Here is a 16,338-nt window from a genome sequence, read left to right as displayed (position 1 = left end):
TGTCAGGAGATATAACAATGGCAAGAGAATTCAGTCGTACTCAGCGCGTTGCACAGGAAATGCAAAAAGAGATTGCCATCATTTTACAGCGAGAAGTGAAAGATCCCCGAATCGGTATGGCGACTGTTTCTGGCGTTGAAGTTTCTCGTGATTTGGCTTATGCCAAAGTATTCGTCACCTTTCTGAATGTGTTGACTGAAGAACATGATTCCGATGTGGTAAAGAATGGTATTAAGGCATTGAATGAAGCTTCTGGTTTTATTCGCTCTCTGCTGGGTAAAGCAATGCGTTTGCGTGTCGTGCCAGAACTGACTTTCTCCTACGATAATTCCCTGGTAGAGGGGATGAGGATGTCCAATCTGGTTACTAATGTTGTAAAGAATGATGAACAGCGCCGGGCTTCTGTGGATCACAAAGAGGAGAAGTAATGGGGCATCGTCGTCGCGGTCGTGATATACATGGTGTGTTGTTACTGGATAAGCCGCAGGATATTTCTTCTAATGATGCGTTACAAAAAGTAAAACGTATTTTCAACGCTAGCAAAGCTGGTCACACTGGCGCGTTGGATCCACTGGCAACCGGTATGCTGCCGGTTTGCCTTGGTGAAGCGACGAAGTTTTCCCAGTTCTTACTTGATTCTGACAAGCGTTATCGAGTGATAGCTCGTCTTGGTCAGCGAACTGACACATCTGATTCACACGGGCAAATCATCAGTGAAAGGGCAATCCAGTTAAGTCAGGTTCAGCTTGATGCAGCTTTGGATAAATTCCTTGGTGATACCATGCAAATTCCTTCCATGTATTCTGCACTGAAATATCAGGGAAAACCATTGTATGAGTATGCTCGTCAGGGTATTGAGGTAGAACGCGAAGCACGGCCAATTACAGTCTATGAATTACAGTTTATCCGTTGGGAAGATGATGAACTGGAATTGGAAATACACTGTTCGAAAGGCACTTATATTCGCACTATTATTGATGATTTAGGTGAATTATTAGGCTGTGGTGCTCACGTTATTTATTTAAGACGTTTACAGGTAGCGCATTATCCAAATGATTGCATGGTGACACTTGAGCAATTATATGAATTACAAAAGCAAGCCAAAGATCAGGAAATACCTGTGGGCGAATTAATTGATTCATTACTATTACCAATGGATAGTGCAATTGCTCATTTCCCAGAGGTTAATTTGATTCCAGTAGTTGCGGCTTATTTTAAACAAGGTCAGGCGGTGCGCAGTGCCAAATCCCCAGCTTTAGTTGAAAGTATGGTACGCGTAACTGAAGGTGATGAACGGAAATTCATTGGCATTGCTGTTATCAATGATGATGGGCTTGTTGCTCCCCGCCGTTTAGTTGTTGAAAGTCGGGATTAGGGTATTTTGGGTTATCTTGCGCTTAACTTATTTGCAGCGTAGAATAGCGCAGTTATATGTTGGGTGGCTGAATTAGAGATCGGCACCTGTAATTTTAGTTTATATATTTTTGGAGTTGTAATATGTCTCTAAGTACTGAAGCAAAAGCGCAAATTATTGCTGAATTTGGTCGTGATGCGAATGACAGTGGCTCTAGTGAAGTACAGATTGCTTTGTTAACTGCACAGATTAACCACTTGCAAGGCCATTTTTCAGAGCACAAAAAGGATCACCACAGCCGTCGTGGTCTGCTGCGCATGGTTTCTCAGCGTCGTAAACTTTTGGACTATCTGAAGCGTAAAAATGTAACAAGTTACACTGCGCTGATTGGGCGTCTTGGCCTGCGTCGCTAATCAAGCAAGTTTCAGTGGAAAGGGGCCATATATGGCCCCTTTTCTTCTGAGAAGCCATCATAGATAACAGCACAAAAATGCTGGTGGTGGTTTTTGTTAAGGCTCTTCAGTTACAGAGGTTCGCGCGGCTAATGAGAGTGCTTAAGGGAGTAAGACCTGTCGTTAGTCGCGAGGATGTGGCATGGAGAGATCATTCATTGTTGTCTGCTGAATATAAAAGGCAATGTTAACGAAAGGATATTATTTTGCTTAATCCGATTGTTCGTAAATTTCAATATGGTCAACATACCGTTGCTATCGAAACAGGTATGATGGCCCGCCAGGCCACAGCTGCTGTCATGGTCAATATGGATGACACGGCTGTATTTGTCACTGTTGTTGGTCAAAAGAAAGCAAAAGAAGGTCAGGATTTCTTTCCACTGACTGTTAACTATCAGGAGCGTACTTATGCTGCTGGTCGTGTTCCAGGCAGCTTCTTTCGTCGTGAAGGTCGTCCAGGTGAAGGAGAAACGTTAGTCGCTCGTTTGATTGATCGTCCTCTGCGTCCTCTGTTCCCGGAAGGTTTCCTGAACGAGGTGCAGATTGTAGCAACAGTTGTTTCTGTTAACCCGCAAGTTAACCCAGATATTGTTGCAATGATCGGTGCTTCTGCTGTGTTGGCACTATCTGGTATCCCGTTCAATGGCCCAATTGGCGCTGCTCGTGTTGGTTATATTAATGATCAGTATGTGCTGAACCCAACCAGTGATGAGCTGAAAAATAGCCGTTTGGATCTGGTGGTTTCAGGTACTGCTGGTGCTGTTCTGATGGTTGAGTCTGAAGCAGACATTCTAACTGAAGAGCAAATGTTAGGTGCGGTAGTATTCGGCCATGATCAACAACAGGTGGTTATTGATAACATTAATGCGTTGGCTGCGGAAGCAGGCAAAGAAAAATGGAATTGGGTGCCAGAACCTGTTAATCAAGCGTTGCATGACCGGGTAGCTGAATTGGCAGAAGGCCGTCTGGGTGATGCTTATCGTATCACTGAAAAACAGGAGCGTTATGCTCAGGTTGATGCTATTAAAGGGGAAGTTACGGCAGCGCTGTTGGAACAGGATGAGGCTTTAGAAGAAGCTGAAATCCATGAAATTTTGGGTAGCTTAGAGAAAAAAGTTGTTCGTAGCCGAGTCTTGTGTGGTGAACCACGTATTGATGGTCGTGAAAAAGATATGGTGCGTGCATTGGATGTACGTACTGGTGTTCTGCCCCGAACTCATGGCTCTGCGCTGTTTACCCGTGGTGAAACTCAGGCTTTGGTTACTGCGACTTTGGGTACAGAACGTGATGCACAGATCATTGACGAGTTGATGGGAGAGCGTACAGATCGTTTCCTATTACACTACAACTTCCCTCCATATTCTGTTGGTGAAACAGGTATGATGGGTTCACCAAAACGTCGTGAAATTGGTCATGGTCGTCTGGCCAAACGTGGTGTGGCGGCAGTTATGCCAAAAGCTAACGAATTCCCATATACCGTTCGGGTTGTTTCTGAAATCACGGAATCAAACGGCTCGTCTTCAATGGCATCTGTTTGTGGAGCATCTCTTGCGTTAATGGACGCGGGTGTGCCGATTAAAGCTGCTGTTGCTGGTATTGCAATGGGGTTAGTGAAAGAAGGCGATAATTTTGTTGTTCTGTCTGACATCTTGGGTGATGAAGATCATTTGGGAGACATGGACTTTAAAGTAGCGGGTAGCTGTGAAGGTATCAGCGCTCTGCAAATGGACATCAAAATTGAAGGCATTACCCGTGAAATTATGCAAATTGCTCTGAATCAAGCAAAAGGTGCGCGTTTGCATATCCTGAGTGTAATGGAACAGGCAATTAACAGCCCACGTAATGATATTTCTGAATTTGCACCACGTATTCATACTATTAAGATCAATCCTGATAAGATCAAAGATGTTATCGGTAAAGGTGGTTCAGTTATCCGTGCACTGACAGAAGAAACTGGTACTACCATTGAGATTGAAGATGATGGCACAGTGAAAATTGCTGCAACTGATGGTGAAAAAGCAAAACATGCCATCAGCCGCATTGAAGAAATCACTGCTGAAATCGAAGTTGCTCGTGTTTACATTGGTAAAGTAACCCGCATCGTTGATTTTGGCGCGTTTGTTGCTATCGGTGGTGGTAAAGAAGGTCTGGTACATATTTCTCAGATTGCTGATAAGCGTGTTGAGAAAGTGGCTGACTATTTGCAGGTTGGTCAGGAAGTCTCAGTTAAAGTTCTGGAAATTGATCGCCAGGGTCGTGTTCGTCTGAGCATTAAAGAAGCGACAGTCGGCGTAATTGCCGAGGATACACCACTGGCACCACAATCAGCAGAATAAATTTGATGTTATAAACGGCGTCTTGTAAAAAAGCGCCGTTTATAGACTCAGGGCAGGAGGCCCAATAAATGCAATATGGGTGATAGGGCATTCTTAATTAATGTCTGACTTTCGGGAGTAGGAAATGAATCTTTTTCTGCGCTGGTGTTATGCTGTAGCAATACTTCTTTTGGCAGGATGCAGCAGCAAGGATTGGCGTAAAAACGAAGTTTTTGCTATTCCGTTACAACCTTCATTGCAACAAGAAGTCATTCTGGCTCGTATGGAACAGATTCTTGCGAGTCGGTCATTGACAGAAGATGAGTACGCACAGCTTTTATATGAGAGAGGTGTGCTGTATGATAGTCTCGGGCTAAGGGCTTTGGCACGGAATGATTTTTCTGTTGCCTTATCTATTAGGCCTAATATTCCAGAGATTTTTAATTATCTGGGAATTTACTTCACACAGGCTGGCAATTTTGATGCCGCCTATGAAGCGTTTGATTCTGTATTAGAGCTTGATCCAACTTACAATTACGCGCGTCTTAACCGTGGCATCGCGTTGTATTACGGTGGTCGGTATAAGTTAGCGCAGGATGATCTGCAGGCGTTTTATCAAGACGATCCAAATGATCCTTTCCGTTCGTTGTGGGTGTACCTGGTGGAAAAGGAATTTTATCCTAAAGGGGCGATGGTGAACTTGTCGCAACACTACGAAAAAGCGAACCGGGGGCAATGGGGCTGGAATATAGTTGAATTCTATTTAGGCAAAATTAGTGAATATACATTGATGAACCGCTTGAAAGAGAATGCAACGGATAACACTTCGCTCGCTGAGCATCTCAGTGAAACTGACTTCTATTTAGGTAAACATTACCTAAGTCTGGGGGACAAGGATAGCGCATCTGCGTTATTCAAGCTGACGGTAGCTAACAATGCACATAACTTTGTTGAGCACCGCTATGCATTGTTGGAATTGGCGCTGTTAGGCCAGGAACAAGATGACCTATCAGAATCGGACCAGCAATAGCTGACGAACATTTCGAGATCGATTAGTAAAGTCCATCATCTTGACCGATGAGGGCTTGTTTGTTCGTTTAATTAAATACTTTGAGCCAGTTCACATTTTAAATGAAAATGACCGAAATTTTTTTCGATGCGTTATGTAGACTGGCCGCCATAACTAATGAGGCACCATTACATGACCACTGAGACTGAAATCTCTTTTGCTGATCTGGGTTTATCAGCACCTATCCTTTCTGCACTGGAAGATCTTGGCTATGAAAAGCCATCTCCAATTCAGCAACAATGTATTCCCCATTTATTAAATGGCCGTGACGTACTGGGCATGGCGCAGACGGGGAGTGGTAAAACAGCGGCATTCAGTCTGCCTTTACTGCATAATATCAATGCTGAGTTGAAAGCTCCGCAGATCCTTGTGTTGGCGCCGACCCGTGAACTGGCGGTACAGGTAGCCGAAGCGTGCGCAGATTTTTCTAAACATATGCGTAACGTGAATGTTGTTGCACTGTATGGTGGGCAACGTTATGACGTTCAGTTACGTGCTTTACGTCAAGGGCCACAAATTGTTGTGGGTACACCAGGACGTCTTCTGGACCATCTGAAGCGTGGTACGTTGGATCTGTCTAACCTGAGCGGTTTAGTTTTGGATGAAGCAGACGAAATGCTGCGTATGGGCTTTATCGAAGATGTTGAAAACATCATGAGCCAGATCCCTGCTGAACATCAGACTGCGCTGTTCTCTGCAACTATGCCAGAAGCTATCCGTCGCATTACTCGTCGTTTTATGAACGATCCGCAAGAAGTGCGTATCCAAGCGAGTGTAACGACTCGTCCTGACATCAGCCAGAGCTATTGGTCTGTTTACGGTATGCGTAAAAATGAAGCTTTGGTGCGTTTCCTTGAAGCTGAGGATTTTGATGCCGCGATTATTTTTGTGCGTACCAAAAATGCAACGTTGGAAGTAGCAGAAGCACTGGAGCGTAATGGCTACAACAGTGCGGCGCTAAACGGTGATATGAACCAGGCACTGCGTGAGCAGACATTGGAACGTCTGAAAGATGGCCGTTTGGATATTTTGATTGCAACTGATGTTGCAGCACGTGGCTTGGATGTTGAGCGCATCAGTCTGGTTGTTAACTATGACATTCCAATGGATGCGGAATCTTATGTTCACCGTATTGGCCGTACTGGCCGTGCAGGTCGTGCAGGTCGTGCTCTGTTGTTTGTAGAAAACCGTGAACGTCGCTTGTTACGTAACGTTGAACGTACAATGAAGCTGACTATCCCGGAAGTTGAACTGCCAAATGCTGAATTGCTAAGTCAGCGTCGTCTGGAAAAATTTGCTACTAATGTACAGCAGCAATTGGAAAGTAGCGATCTGGATCAGTACCGTACTCTGCTGTCTAAACTGCAACCTGCGGAAGATTTGGATATAGAAACGCTGGCAGCCGCATTATTGAAAATGGCACAGGGTGAGCGCCCGTTGATTCTGCCTCCGGATCCGGTTCGTCGTCCTCGCCGCGAATTCAACGAACGTGATGATCGTCGTCGTAGTGGCTTTGATGATCGTGGCGAACGTAGTGATCGTCCTCGTCGTGAACGCCGTGATGTCGGTGAAATGGAGTTGTACCGTATTGAAGTGGGTCGCGATGATGGTGTTGAAGTTCGTCATATCGTTGGTGCGATTGCTAACGAAGGTGATATCAGCAGCCGTTATATTGGCAACATCAAATTGTTTGCAACGCATTCCACGATTGAATTGCCAAAAGGCATGCCAGGTGATTTGTTATCCCACTTTACCCGTACCCGCATTTTGAATAAGCCAATGAATATGCAGTTAATGGGTGATGCACAACCATTTGAACGCCGCGAACGTCGTGGTGGTGGGCGTAACGGTAACAGTAACGGTAATGGTAATGGTAATGGCCCCCGTCGTGATCGTGAGAGTTTCAATGGTGGTGGCCGTCGCTTCAATGGTGAACGCCGCAGTGGTGAAGGTCGTGGTGAAGGCCAAAGCCGTAGCAGTTTCCGTGGTCGAGGTGATGATAATGGTTCATCTGCTCCACGCCGTCGTTATAACAATAGTAACGCACAGTAATCACCTGGACTGATATTTAAATAATAAAGCGGCTCTTTTTACAGGAGCCGTTTTTGTTGCCAGTTAATTGTTTCAATATTTTTATAATAAAAAAAGCTGCTTTTTATACAAAAGGCAGCTTTTAATATACAGAAAGAGATCAGTTACTTAATGCTTCAACGGGATTACCTGCACTGCGGGTGCGCCATAGTTTCAGCCATTGAATAATGGAAGAGACCATAATCACAATGCCGAGGATAACCATCACAATGGAGATTGTTCCGTTGAAGATGTTGAAACCTTTTGTTGCGGAGTTGAAGTAAATATTCTTCACCATCCAGTAAGCAGCATAGTTCACAGTAACGTACAGGTAAGCGAGTGGTATCAGGCAGGTCAGCATATACCAGCGTTTTTCGGACAGACGTAGGATAATTGTTGCACCAATCATCAGGCCGATGGACGCCATTAATTGATTAGAGACACCGAATAGCGCCCAGACTGAATTGATATCGCCGGAATTCAGTAGGTAGCCCCACAGTAAACAGGCAACGATACTGCAACCAATGGAACCTGGTAACCAGTTAATGCGTTTCAGAGGTGCCCAGATATCGCCCAAGAAATCTTGCAGCAGGTAACGGGCAACACGTGTACCGGAATCAACCGCTGTCAGGATAAATACAGCTTCGAACATGACGACGAACTGGAAGAAGTAGGATGCTAACTGGCTGAACCAAGGAATGCGAGTGAAGATATCTGCCATACCAACTGCCAATGTGACTGCACCACCGGTACGGCCATATAGATCCAGACCAATTTCCTGACTCAGTTGTGGTAGATGGATAACATCCATACCTAGTGTAGCAAAGACCTCTGGAGAGGAGTTAATCGCAAAATAGTCAGCAGGATATAGAGAAGTGGCAGCGATCAATGCCATGACGCCAACGACACACTCTGCCAGCATGGCACCGAAACCAACTGGCAGAATATCACTCCACTTATCGATCTGTTTTGGTGTTGTGCCAGAGCCGATAAATGCATGAAAACCAGAAATAGCGCCACACGCGATGGTAATAGAGATAAACGGCCACACCGGACCAGCCAGTACAGGGCCATTACCATGAATAAATTCAGTGACTGCCGGGAATTGGATCTCTGGATTAATAAAGATGACTCCCACAACTAGCGCGCCGAATACGCCGATTTTCATAAAACTAGAAAGGTAACCTCGGGGAGTCAGTAGCATCCATACTGGCAGAGCGGTTGCAAAAAACGCATAGATTGGCAGCACCAAGCTAACAGTTGATGTACGTAGACTTAGCCATTCACCGAAAGTAGATGTTTGAATGTAAGGGCCGACAATCACACAAGCCATGATGGTGATAATACCTACCCAAGTTGCTCCGCGCATATTACCTGTGAAGTGCTCCCATAGACCGACACCGATTGCGACCGGAATGGTCATAAATACTGCAAATGTTCCCCAGGGATTACGCTCTAGCGCGTGAACAACCACCATGGATAGACCAGCCATAGTAATAGTAATGATGAACAGCATTGCAAGGCCGGTGCACCAACCAGCAATTGGGCCAAGTTCTGTTTTGGCAACTTCTGACAGGGATTTACCACTGTGTTTCATTGAGGCGAATAAAACAACCGTATCATGCACGGCTCCGCCGATAACACAGCCGATTAGTAGCCATAATATACTTGGCAAATAACCATATTGAGCTGCTAATACAGGGCCAACCAGCGGTCCTGCGGCTGCGATTGCTGCGAAGTGGCTACCAAAATTGACCCATTTTTTCGTGGGTACATAATCTTTACCGTCTTCCAGTAAATGGGAAGGTGTAACCTCGCTGTCATCTGCTTTCAGTACCTTTTTAACGAAGAATACGCCGTACAAGCGGTAGCAGATAACCAGAATACACAACGTTGCAATGACAAAAGTGAGAGCGTGTTGCATTCCTCTTCTCCTGAGAGTTATAAATTTTTACTCGTATCTTGTCATAGGTAAAGGAAGCTATAAGGGAGTGTCTAAGTGAGTGGTTGTATGGCGGGTTAAGTGGTCAGATTCAGCAGGTGAGCGGTGAGTAAGAACTGACTAACCCGCTGAAAAGATGATGAGTGTCACGGTTACTTCAATCCTAGTGCCTCTTTCAATGGTTTCAAATAACGGCGGCTGACGGGGATAGTTTTGCCATTGCGTAGAATCAGTTCGGCCTGTCCGTGATCACCAAATAGGATTTCGCGCAGATGGGTCATATTGACCAGATATTGACGATGATTTCTCATCATTGGTGTGCGGGTTTCTAATGTGCGAAGTGTTAGTTCAGTAAATCCTTCCTGCCCATTGGTACACATAACATAAACTCCACTTGGGCGGGAGGTGACATAAAGGATTTCATCCAGCCGCACAAGCCAGATTCGGCTGTGGCCGGTGCATGGGATATATTTCAACGGCTCTTCTGCTTTCAGGGTGGAAATATCCTGTTTCTGATACCCTTGCCGTAATCGTTGTAAGGTTTTGGTTAGACGGTTTTTTTCCAGTGGTTTTAATAAATAGTCAAATGCGTGCTCTTCAAACGCTTGTATTGCATATTCATCAAATGCGGTCAGGAAAACAATATAGGGACGATGCTCTGGATCTAGCATACCAACCATTTCCAATCCGGTGATACGTGGCATCTGGATATCCAAAAATACAACATCGGGTTTTAGATGATGTATGGCGCCAATGGCTTCAACGGCATTGGCGCATTCGCCAATAATTTGAATATCATGTTCTTCTTCTAGCAAACAACGTAGGTTTTCTCGCGCAAGCGGTTCGTCATCAACAATTAATATATTCATATGCACACAGTTTTATTAGCCTCTTTAATGAGTGGCAAGTATAAAATTACGCGGGTAAATTTTTCTGGCTGGCAATCTATTTGCACGCCATAATTTTCACCATAGCGAAGTCGTAGCCGTTTATCTACCAGACTCTTTCCTAGTCCATCCCCCATAGAGACCGATTTATAAAGACCAGCATTATCTTCCACTTCCAGTATCAACAATTGATTCTGCTGATGAGCACGAATAGTAACCCTGCCGGTTTCTAATAACTGTGATGTGCCGTGTTTGATCGCATTTTCTACTATTGGCTGGAGAGAAAAAGCGGGTAATTTGGCGTGAATCAGAGATTCCGGCAGTTCAATATTTATTTGCAGATGCTCACGGAAACGCGCCTTCTCAATTTGTAAGTAAGCATTCACATGCTCTATTTCATCAGACAGCGTGACAATCTCTTCTGACCGTTTCAAGTTTTTACGGAAAAAGGTTGAGAGATATTGTACTAATTGACCTGCTTGATAACTGTCCCGTCGGATCACTGCTTGCAGGGTATTTAAGGCATTAAATAAAAAGTGAGGATTCACTTGCGCATGAAGCAGCTTAATTTCTGATTGAAGTAGTGATTGTTTGTTACGTTCATACTGCCCTGTGAGGATTTGGGCGGATAACAAACTGGCAATACCTTCTCCTAGGGGGCGGTTGATTGAGCTGAACAGACGGTTTTTGGCTTCATAAAGTTTGATTGCGCCGATAACTTGCTGATTTTCTCCCTGTAACGGAATGACCAAGGTGGAACCGAGTTTGCAGGTTGGATTGATTGAACAACGGTAAGGTATTTCATTGCCATCGGCATAAACCACTTCATTATTTTCAATTGCTCGACGGGATTGTTCTGAAGAAATAGGTGTTCCAGGGAGGTGATGATCTGAACCGATACCAATAAACGCCAGGAGTTTTTCTCTATCTGTAATAGCCACTGCGCCTATTTCCAGTTGTTGATAAATAACTTTCGCTACCTTCATACTGTTATTTTCATTAAATCCTTTTCGCAGAATACCTTCGGTATAGACAGCGATTTTTAGTGCCTGGGCAGAAAATGCACTGGTATATTTTTCAAATATCGCGCGTCGGTCAAGCAGGATACGTATAAACATTGCTGAGCCGATACTATTGGTGACGATCATGGGGGCGGCGATATTTTTGACCAACGCTAATGCTTCACTGTATGGACGAGAGAGCAGTAGTAAAATGCCCATTTGTATTATTTCAGCACAAAACGTGACGATAGCGGCTGTCCAGGGATTAATCAGTCGGTTTATCTGACCACGTTTCATCAGATAGCTGTGAATAATGCCACCGATTAAACCTTCAATAATGGTCGATATCATGCAACTGAAAGCGGTCATCCCACCAAGAGAATAGCGGTGCAGCCCACCGGTTAATCCCACCAGTGCGCCGACACCGGGTCCACCCAGAAGTCCGCCAAGGACAGCGCCAATAGCACGGGTATTGGCAATGGAATCACCTATATGCAAACCAAAATAAGTCCCCATAATGCAAAAAATGGAAAAAGTAACATAACACAGCAACTTATGAGGTAAACGTACAGTCACTTGTAATAGTGGAATAAATAGCGGTGTTTTACTTAGTAGCCAGGCGATAACCAAATAAACACACATCTGTTGTAGTAATAACAACACAAGATTAAATTCGTACATAAACTTTCCGGGAGGATTTATGAATGTTATTAGTTTACAGAAACAGCTAATAATATTATTAAAAGTTTAGTTTAAGTGGGTTAATATTTGACAAGAATCATAAACCACGACACTATTATAAAGCGTTTTCCTTTCTATCAGTGATTATACGCACAAACATATAAGAAATTTTCCGTAGAACAATGCGAAGCTATAGCGTTAGTTTCGAGTCGGGTAATTTTGGATGTGTAAGACATCATGAAAAAAAGAACACTTTTTACGATCTTACTGGTTATTTTGCTCACAGCAATGGCTGTGTTATTTCGTTCCCATAACCAATATTTATTGTTGCAAGGTGAAGTTGATGCACCGGAAGTGATTGTGGCATCTAAAGCTAAGGGACGAGTGATTAAACGTCACGTTGAACGAGGAGATGATGTTAAAACAGGCCAGTTGCTTATCACTCTCGAAAGCCCTGAATTACTGGCCCAGGTTGCTTCATTAGAAGCTGCTCGTGATCAAGCCAAAGCGCAGTTGGAACAATCTCTTCATGGAACACGTGAAGAAAGTATTCGAAATTTGGAAGCGGGTTTGGCACAAGCTCAGACCGAATATGATAACGCGGTACGTGAATATGATCGTATTCAGAATATAGCATCTAAAGGCTATGTTTCACGGAACGATCTAGATAATGCTCACAGAAGTAGAGATGTTGCCTATCAGAAAATGCAGAGTGCAAAAGCGGTATTGGATGAAGGTATGCATGGTGACAGGATTGAACTGCGTCAGAAATATGCAGCGGCTTTACGTCAGGCTGAACAGCAACTGATTGAGTTACAAACCCAGAGTAATGATTTGCAGGTCAAAGCACCTGTCGCGGGGGAAGTTGGGCCGATTCCGGCAGAAGTTGGTGAATTATTTAGTGCTAATAGCCCCTTAGTGACATTAATCCGTGTACCAGAAGCTTATTTTATTTATAACCTGCGGGAAGACATTCTGGCAAAGGTGCACAAAGGGGATAAAGTCAAACTTCGTATACCTGCGCTAGGTGATAAAGAGATTGAAGCCGAAGTTCGTTATATCTCACCAATGGGTGATTACGCGACTAAACGTGCCACTCGTGCCACCGGTGATTTCGATTTAAGAACCTTTGAAGTGCGCTTGTATTCCTTACAGCCTATTAAAGGTTTACGTCCTGGTATGAGTGCATTGTGGCGTTGGGATAAGTAGGTGACTGATGCGGAGCAAGGTTGCATGGCGTGGTTTCGAGCGTGCTTTTAGCCAAGAAATCCGGGCTGTGATTCGTAGTCCAGTTTTTCACTGGTTAAGCTGGTTATTCCCGTTGATGCTATTTGTGCTTATCAGCGCTAATTTCTCAGAAGGGACATTGCTCAATCTGCCAGTATCGGTGGTTGATAATGATCAGAGTCCGCTGTCACGTCATCTAATACGTAACCTGGATGCGGCTTCCCATGCGCAGATTAAATCTTATGATGGCGGATTGCATGAATCTCTTGAACGGCTTGGTAGTGCTAAGGATTACTCTTTACTTTATATCCCGCACGATTTTGAAGCTAATGCGCTCAGAGGTGACCAGCCAACCGTGCGTATGTATTACAACGCGTTGTTTTATGGTGCTGGAAGTTACTCTATTCAGGATTTCAGTGGATTAATGGCAGAGATTAATGCGAAGTACCGTTCTATATTAGCGACGGAAATGGGCCATCAGTTACCTCCATTAGCTAATGTCACGCTCGTTTATGATAGCCTTTTTAATGCCAGCGGTAGTTACATCTATTATCAGCAGTTTGCGGCCACAATTCATTTGTTACAGCTTTTTGTTGTAACCTGCACGATTTATAGCATGGCACGCAGCAAGACACTGATGACAATGAAACCATTTACTTTCGCGTTGTTGGGAAAATTAGCACCTTATACCCTGTTTTTTACTTTGTTGCTAATCGTAGAATTGGCGGCTCTGATTGGTATATCTGATGCAAAAGTGAATGGTAACCCAATATATATGGTGATAGTGGGTTTCTTCTATGTCATTGCCGCTCAAAGTATTGGCTTGTTGTTGTTTACTTTCACTAATAGCACACTGACGGCTTACAGTTTAATCGGAGTGCTAGTCAGTATTGCGACAACTTTTTCAGGTATGTCAGTGCCAGAATTATCAATGATATTGCCGGCGCGGATAATTGCCAATATTGAGCCTTTGACGCATGCTTTAAATGCGATGTTTGATATTTTTCTGCGTGAGGTTTCTTTACTGGGTATTTTATCTGTTTGTGCTTTATTGCTTATTTATCCGGTCGTTTGCTTTCTGTTAGTACGAAATCGGTTATTTAAACGGCTTGGCTTGCCACAGGGTGATGAATAATGCAGATGTATTGGCAAACTTTTCGCCGGGTATTAATGGGAATGTTGGAAAAGCCCATGTGGATGTTGATGCTAGTTTCCTTGTGTATGATGAGTTTGGTATATGTCCGGCCAACAGTATGGGATCTACCGGTTGCTGTGATCGACCAAGATCACAGCTCTGCTAGTCGCGCTTTGATACGCCAGATTAATTCTACGGCTAAAATTGCTGTCCATAGCTATGACAATTTGGCTGGTGCTCGTCACGATCTACTGCTACGTGAAATTTTTGCGATTATCATCATCCCGGCGGATCTGGAGAAAAATATCCTTAATGGAAAAAATATCACCTTTCCGATTTATGGCGATGCAACCAGTCGTCTTGCTAATGGACAAATTCAACAAGAATTGACTTCTGCTCACCGGCAATTGCTAAACGAATATAACAGCAAATTATTATTGAAATATGGTTTTAGTCCTGAACAGACAAAATTATTATTAATGCCGATTCGTAGTGAAGCTATTGGATTATTTAACCCTGGTGTCAGTTTTGCCGCAATTGTTTTTCCCGGTTTGTTGGTGATGTTATTACAACACTCGTTATTGATATCTTGTGTGCGGGTCAGTATTACGATACGTGGTACACCGAAAGGTAAACCACCATTGCCTGTCTATTTGGGAGCGCTGTCGGCGCTATTACCGATTTGGCTTTTTCTTTCCATCATCTTTTTTGTGCTTTGGCCGTGGGTGTTGGGATATCGGCAGGAGGCGTCTATTCCTTTGCTATTAATGCTGACGTTCCTGTTTATGTTGGCAGTACTCGGATTAGGGAAATTAGTAACAGAGTGTATGCGCAGTGTAGAAATGATCTATTTAACGATCGCTTTGCTTACCACGCCTGTGTTCTATATTTCCGGCACAGTCTGGCCGGTGCAGGCAATGCCTGATTGGGTGAGAGTAATTTCTTCTGTTTTACCGTCTACTTGGGCAACAAAAGCGATTGCTGGTGTTAACCAGATGGGATTGCCAGTACAGAATGTATTGGGAGATATCGCTATGATGCTGGTTCTTGGTGTGGTTTATACCCTGCTAGGAATTTTGATAGGTATGGTGCGTAATGGTGAATTCAGGAAAATAACCTATTATTTGCATAGGGTATTTAAGTGATGATTTATGTTTCCTAATTCGTGATTTATTCTAGTGCGATAGAAAAATGACCAGATAGAGTGGTGTATATATGTTCTATTTTTATACTCATTATGATTTTTTATCTATGTAATTCAGTTGGATAGATTAAGTTATGGTAATCACATTAATAATTAGTACTTACCATTAAATATCTCTCTATGTATTGTTTTTTCAGAATCATATAACAGAACCAATGATAGTTTGGTGTGTTGTCAGGAACGGTCAATTTCACCGATATGAGATGGAAAATACTTATGGAAATACTATCCGTGATATACCAAAGTCATTGTTGGTAAAACGGATTGTTTCGGTATTCTTAGCTGATTTCTGTACGAAAATCCGATCTTTTGCCCTATAAATTAATTTATCGTTTGCATGAATTTCACGTATAAGTTAATTTAAACCCGGTTGAAGGAGGTCGAAAGATGTTTGAACTTTTGTATCATCCGGAAGCTGCTGAGGAAGTAGAAGATTTACCGGGTGAGCTTCGGGGTAAGATGGCAAGATTACTGGACCAGTTAGAGCAACGTGGCAACGGGCTACGCTACCCGTTAACAAGACCCGTTCGGGATAGTTTATTTGAATTACGGGCTTCGGGTTCAGACATCGCGAGGACACTATTTGTGTTCCAAAAGGGGAAGCGGATTTACATCTTACGATGTTTTGTGAAAAAAGGAGATAAAACTCCACCACCTGAAATAGAGTTAGCGCTGAAACGACTGGAGGATATGACACATGGCTAAAGTAACTCCTATCTCACATTCGGAAGTGAGAAAACGTCTTCTTAATACACCGGAAGCTCTGCAAGCCTATGCTGAGGCCACAGAAGAATATGAGTTGCTAGAACAGCTCACTGAATGGCGGGAAAAGGCAGGTCTAAAAAAAGTAGATGTGGCTAAACGGATGGGAATTAACCCGTCTGCGGTTACCCGTATTGAGAAGAATGTAACGAAAGCTAGTTGGCACACACTTAAACGTTATGCTGCTGCATGTGGTGTTGAGTTATCTTTAACTGCGAAGTAATACTACAGAATGTGTG

General features: G+C 43.6%; 15 protein-coding genes. 12 read left to right on the top strand and 3 right to left on the bottom strand.

The features are described 5' to 3' along the window. The first annotated feature begins 17 nt into the window (after nt 1–17). The 7 genes from rbfA to AAC155_RS07410 all read left to right on the top strand — a co-directional run bounded on the left by rbfA (nt 18) and on the right by AAC155_RS07410 (nt 7,242). On the top strand, nt 18–428 hold the full coding sequence (gene rbfA / locus AAC155_RS07435; RefSeq protein ID WP_036836733.1) for a 30S ribosome-binding factor RbfA: 411 nt from the start codon (nt 18–20) through the stop codon (nt 426–428). After that, the gene (truB, locus tag AAC155_RS07430) at nt 428–1,375 is read left to right on the top strand and encodes a tRNA pseudouridine(55) synthase TruB (protein ID WP_113041633.1); all 948 of its coding nucleotides are present in this window, start codon (nt 428–430) and stop codon (nt 1,373–1,375) included. Before rbfA ends, truB begins: the two co-directional genes overlap by 1 nt. A gap of 122 nt (nt 1,376–1,497) precedes the next feature. Next, nucleotides 1,498–1,767, top strand: a complete 270-nt coding sequence (gene rpsO, locus AAC155_RS07425) for a 30S ribosomal protein S15 (protein WP_015836102.1) — start codon at nt 1,498–1,500, stop codon at nt 1,765–1,767. Between the two features lie 245 nt (nt 1,768–2,012). Further along, on the top strand, nt 2,013–4,142 hold the full coding sequence (gene pnp, locus AAC155_RS07420; protein ID WP_113041632.1) for a polyribonucleotide nucleotidyltransferase: 2,130 nt from the start codon (nt 2,013–2,015) through the stop codon (nt 4,140–4,142). A 124-nt stretch (nt 4,143–4,266) separates the two neighbouring features. Further along, nucleotides 4,267–5,151, top strand: coding sequence for a lipoprotein NlpI (nlpI, locus tag AAC155_RS07415; protein WP_113041631.1), 885 nt, complete (start codon nt 4,267–4,269; stop codon nt 5,149–5,151). A 101-nt stretch (nt 5,152–5,252) separates the two neighbouring features. Beyond that, a complete protein-coding gene (gene yrbN / locus AAC155_RS24425) occupies nt 5,253–5,333 on the top strand; it encodes a protein YrbN (RefSeq protein WP_105394837.1) in 81 nt (26 codons plus the stop codon). Beyond that, nucleotides 5,323–7,242, top strand: a complete 1,920-nt coding sequence (locus tag AAC155_RS07410) for a DEAD/DEAH family ATP-dependent RNA helicase (RefSeq protein WP_113041630.1) — start codon at nt 5,323–5,325, stop codon at nt 7,240–7,242. Before yrbN ends, AAC155_RS07410 begins: the two co-directional genes overlap by 11 nt. A 139-nt stretch (nt 7,243–7,381) precedes the next feature. Here AAC155_RS07410 and AAC155_RS07405 read toward each other — a convergent pair whose 3' ends face one another. The 3 genes from AAC155_RS07405 to AAC155_RS07395 form a co-directional block, all read right to left on the bottom strand. Then, nucleotides 7,382–9,184, bottom strand: coding sequence for a carbon starvation CstA family protein (locus AAC155_RS07405; protein WP_113041629.1), 1,803 nt, complete (start codon nt 9,182–9,184; stop codon nt 7,382–7,384). Nucleotides 9,185–9,354: 170 nt separating this feature from the next. Then, nucleotides 9,355–10,071 (bottom strand): two-component system response regulator BtsR, encoded by a 717-nt coding sequence (gene btsR / locus AAC155_RS07400; RefSeq protein ID WP_112894262.1) that lies wholly within the window; start codon nt 10,069–10,071, stop codon nt 9,355–9,357. Continuing rightward, a complete protein-coding gene (locus AAC155_RS07395) occupies nt 10,068–11,771 on the bottom strand; it encodes a sensor histidine kinase (RefSeq protein ID WP_113041628.1) in 1,704 nt (567 codons plus the stop codon). The genes btsR and AAC155_RS07395 overlap by 4 nt, the downstream gene beginning before the upstream one ends. A gap of 237 nt (nt 11,772–12,008) precedes the next feature. On the opposite strand from AAC155_RS07395, the gene AAC155_RS07390 reads away from it, so the two are divergent. The 5 genes from AAC155_RS07390 (at nt 12,009) to AAC155_RS07370 (ending at nt 16,322) form a co-directional block, all read left to right on the top strand. Continuing rightward, on the top strand, nt 12,009–12,980 hold the full coding sequence (locus tag AAC155_RS07390; RefSeq protein ID WP_113041627.1) for an HlyD family secretion protein: 972 nt from the start codon (nt 12,009–12,011) through the stop codon (nt 12,978–12,980). 7 nt (nt 12,981–12,987) lie between these two features. After that, nucleotides 12,988–14,133 carry an ABC transporter permease gene (locus AAC155_RS07385; protein ID WP_113041626.1) on the top strand — a complete coding sequence of 382 codons (1,146 nt, stop codon included), beginning with the start codon at nt 12,988–12,990 and terminating at the stop codon, nt 14,131–14,133. Then, a complete protein-coding gene (locus tag AAC155_RS07380) occupies nt 14,133–15,278 on the top strand; it encodes an ABC transporter permease (RefSeq protein ID WP_113041625.1) in 1,146 nt (381 codons plus the stop codon). The genes AAC155_RS07385 and AAC155_RS07380 overlap by 1 nt, the downstream gene beginning before the upstream one ends. Nucleotides 15,279–15,724: 446 nt before the next feature. Further along, nucleotides 15,725–16,042, top strand: a complete 318-nt coding sequence (locus AAC155_RS07375) for a type II toxin-antitoxin system RelE/ParE family toxin (protein WP_113041624.1) — start codon at nt 15,725–15,727, stop codon at nt 16,040–16,042. Further along, nucleotides 16,035–16,322 carry a helix-turn-helix domain-containing protein gene (locus AAC155_RS07370; protein ID WP_113041623.1) on the top strand — a complete coding sequence of 96 codons (288 nt, stop codon included), beginning with the start codon at nt 16,035–16,037 and terminating at the stop codon, nt 16,320–16,322. The genes AAC155_RS07375 and AAC155_RS07370 overlap by 8 nt, the downstream gene beginning before the upstream one ends. The last annotated feature ends 16 nt before the right edge of the window (nt 16,323–16,338 follow it).

The sequence above is a fragment of the Photorhabdus sp. HUG-39 genome (assembly GCF_963878365.1).
Lineage (GTDB): Bacteria > Pseudomonadota > Gammaproteobacteria > Enterobacterales > Enterobacteriaceae > Photorhabdus > Photorhabdus kayaii.
Note: the sequence above shows the minus strand (reverse complement) of the source record. Positions and strands in the feature narration are given on the sequence as shown.

What these genes read in the sequence shown, in the direction of transcription:
- rbfA (WP_036836733.1), top strand. Translation starts at nt 18, where the DNA reads ATGGCAAGAGAATTCAGTCGTACTCAGCGCGTTGCACAGGAAATGCAA.
- truB (WP_113041633.1), top strand. Translation starts at nt 428, where the DNA reads ATGGGGCATCGTCGTCGCGGTCGTGATATACATGGTGTGTTGTTACTG.
- rpsO (WP_015836102.1), top strand. Translation starts at nt 1,498, where the DNA reads ATGTCTCTAAGTACTGAAGCAAAAGCGCAAATTATTGCTGAATTTGGT.
- nlpI (WP_113041631.1), top strand. Translation starts at nt 4,267, where the DNA reads ATGAATCTTTTTCTGCGCTGGTGTTATGCTGTAGCAATACTTCTTTTG.
- yrbN (WP_105394837.1), top strand. Translation starts at nt 5,253, where the DNA reads ATGAAAATGACCGAAATTTTTTTCGATGCGTTATGTAGACTGGCCGCC.
- AAC155_RS07410 (WP_113041630.1), top strand. Translation starts at nt 5,323, where the DNA reads ATGACCACTGAGACTGAAATCTCTTTTGCTGATCTGGGTTTATCAGCA.
- AAC155_RS07405 (WP_113041629.1), bottom strand. Translation starts at nt 9,184, where the DNA reads ATGCAACACGCTCTCACTTTTGTCATTGCAACGTTGTGTATTCTGGTT.
- btsR (WP_112894262.1), bottom strand. Translation starts at nt 10,071, where the DNA reads ATGAATATATTAATTGTTGATGACGAACCGCTTGCGCGAGAAAACCTA.
- AAC155_RS07395 (WP_113041628.1), bottom strand. Translation starts at nt 11,771, where the DNA reads ATGTACGAATTTAATCTTGTGTTGTTATTACTACAACAGATGTGTGTT.
- AAC155_RS07390 (WP_113041627.1), top strand. Translation starts at nt 12,009, where the DNA reads ATGAAAAAAAGAACACTTTTTACGATCTTACTGGTTATTTTGCTCACA.
- AAC155_RS07385 (WP_113041626.1), top strand. Translation starts at nt 12,988, where the DNA reads ATGCGGAGCAAGGTTGCATGGCGTGGTTTCGAGCGTGCTTTTAGCCAA.
- AAC155_RS07380 (WP_113041625.1), top strand. Translation starts at nt 14,133, where the DNA reads ATGCAGATGTATTGGCAAACTTTTCGCCGGGTATTAATGGGAATGTTG.
- AAC155_RS07375 (WP_113041624.1), top strand. Translation starts at nt 15,725, where the DNA reads ATGTTTGAACTTTTGTATCATCCGGAAGCTGCTGAGGAAGTAGAAGAT.
- AAC155_RS07370 (WP_113041623.1), top strand. Translation starts at nt 16,035, where the DNA reads ATGGCTAAAGTAACTCCTATCTCACATTCGGAAGTGAGAAAACGTCTT.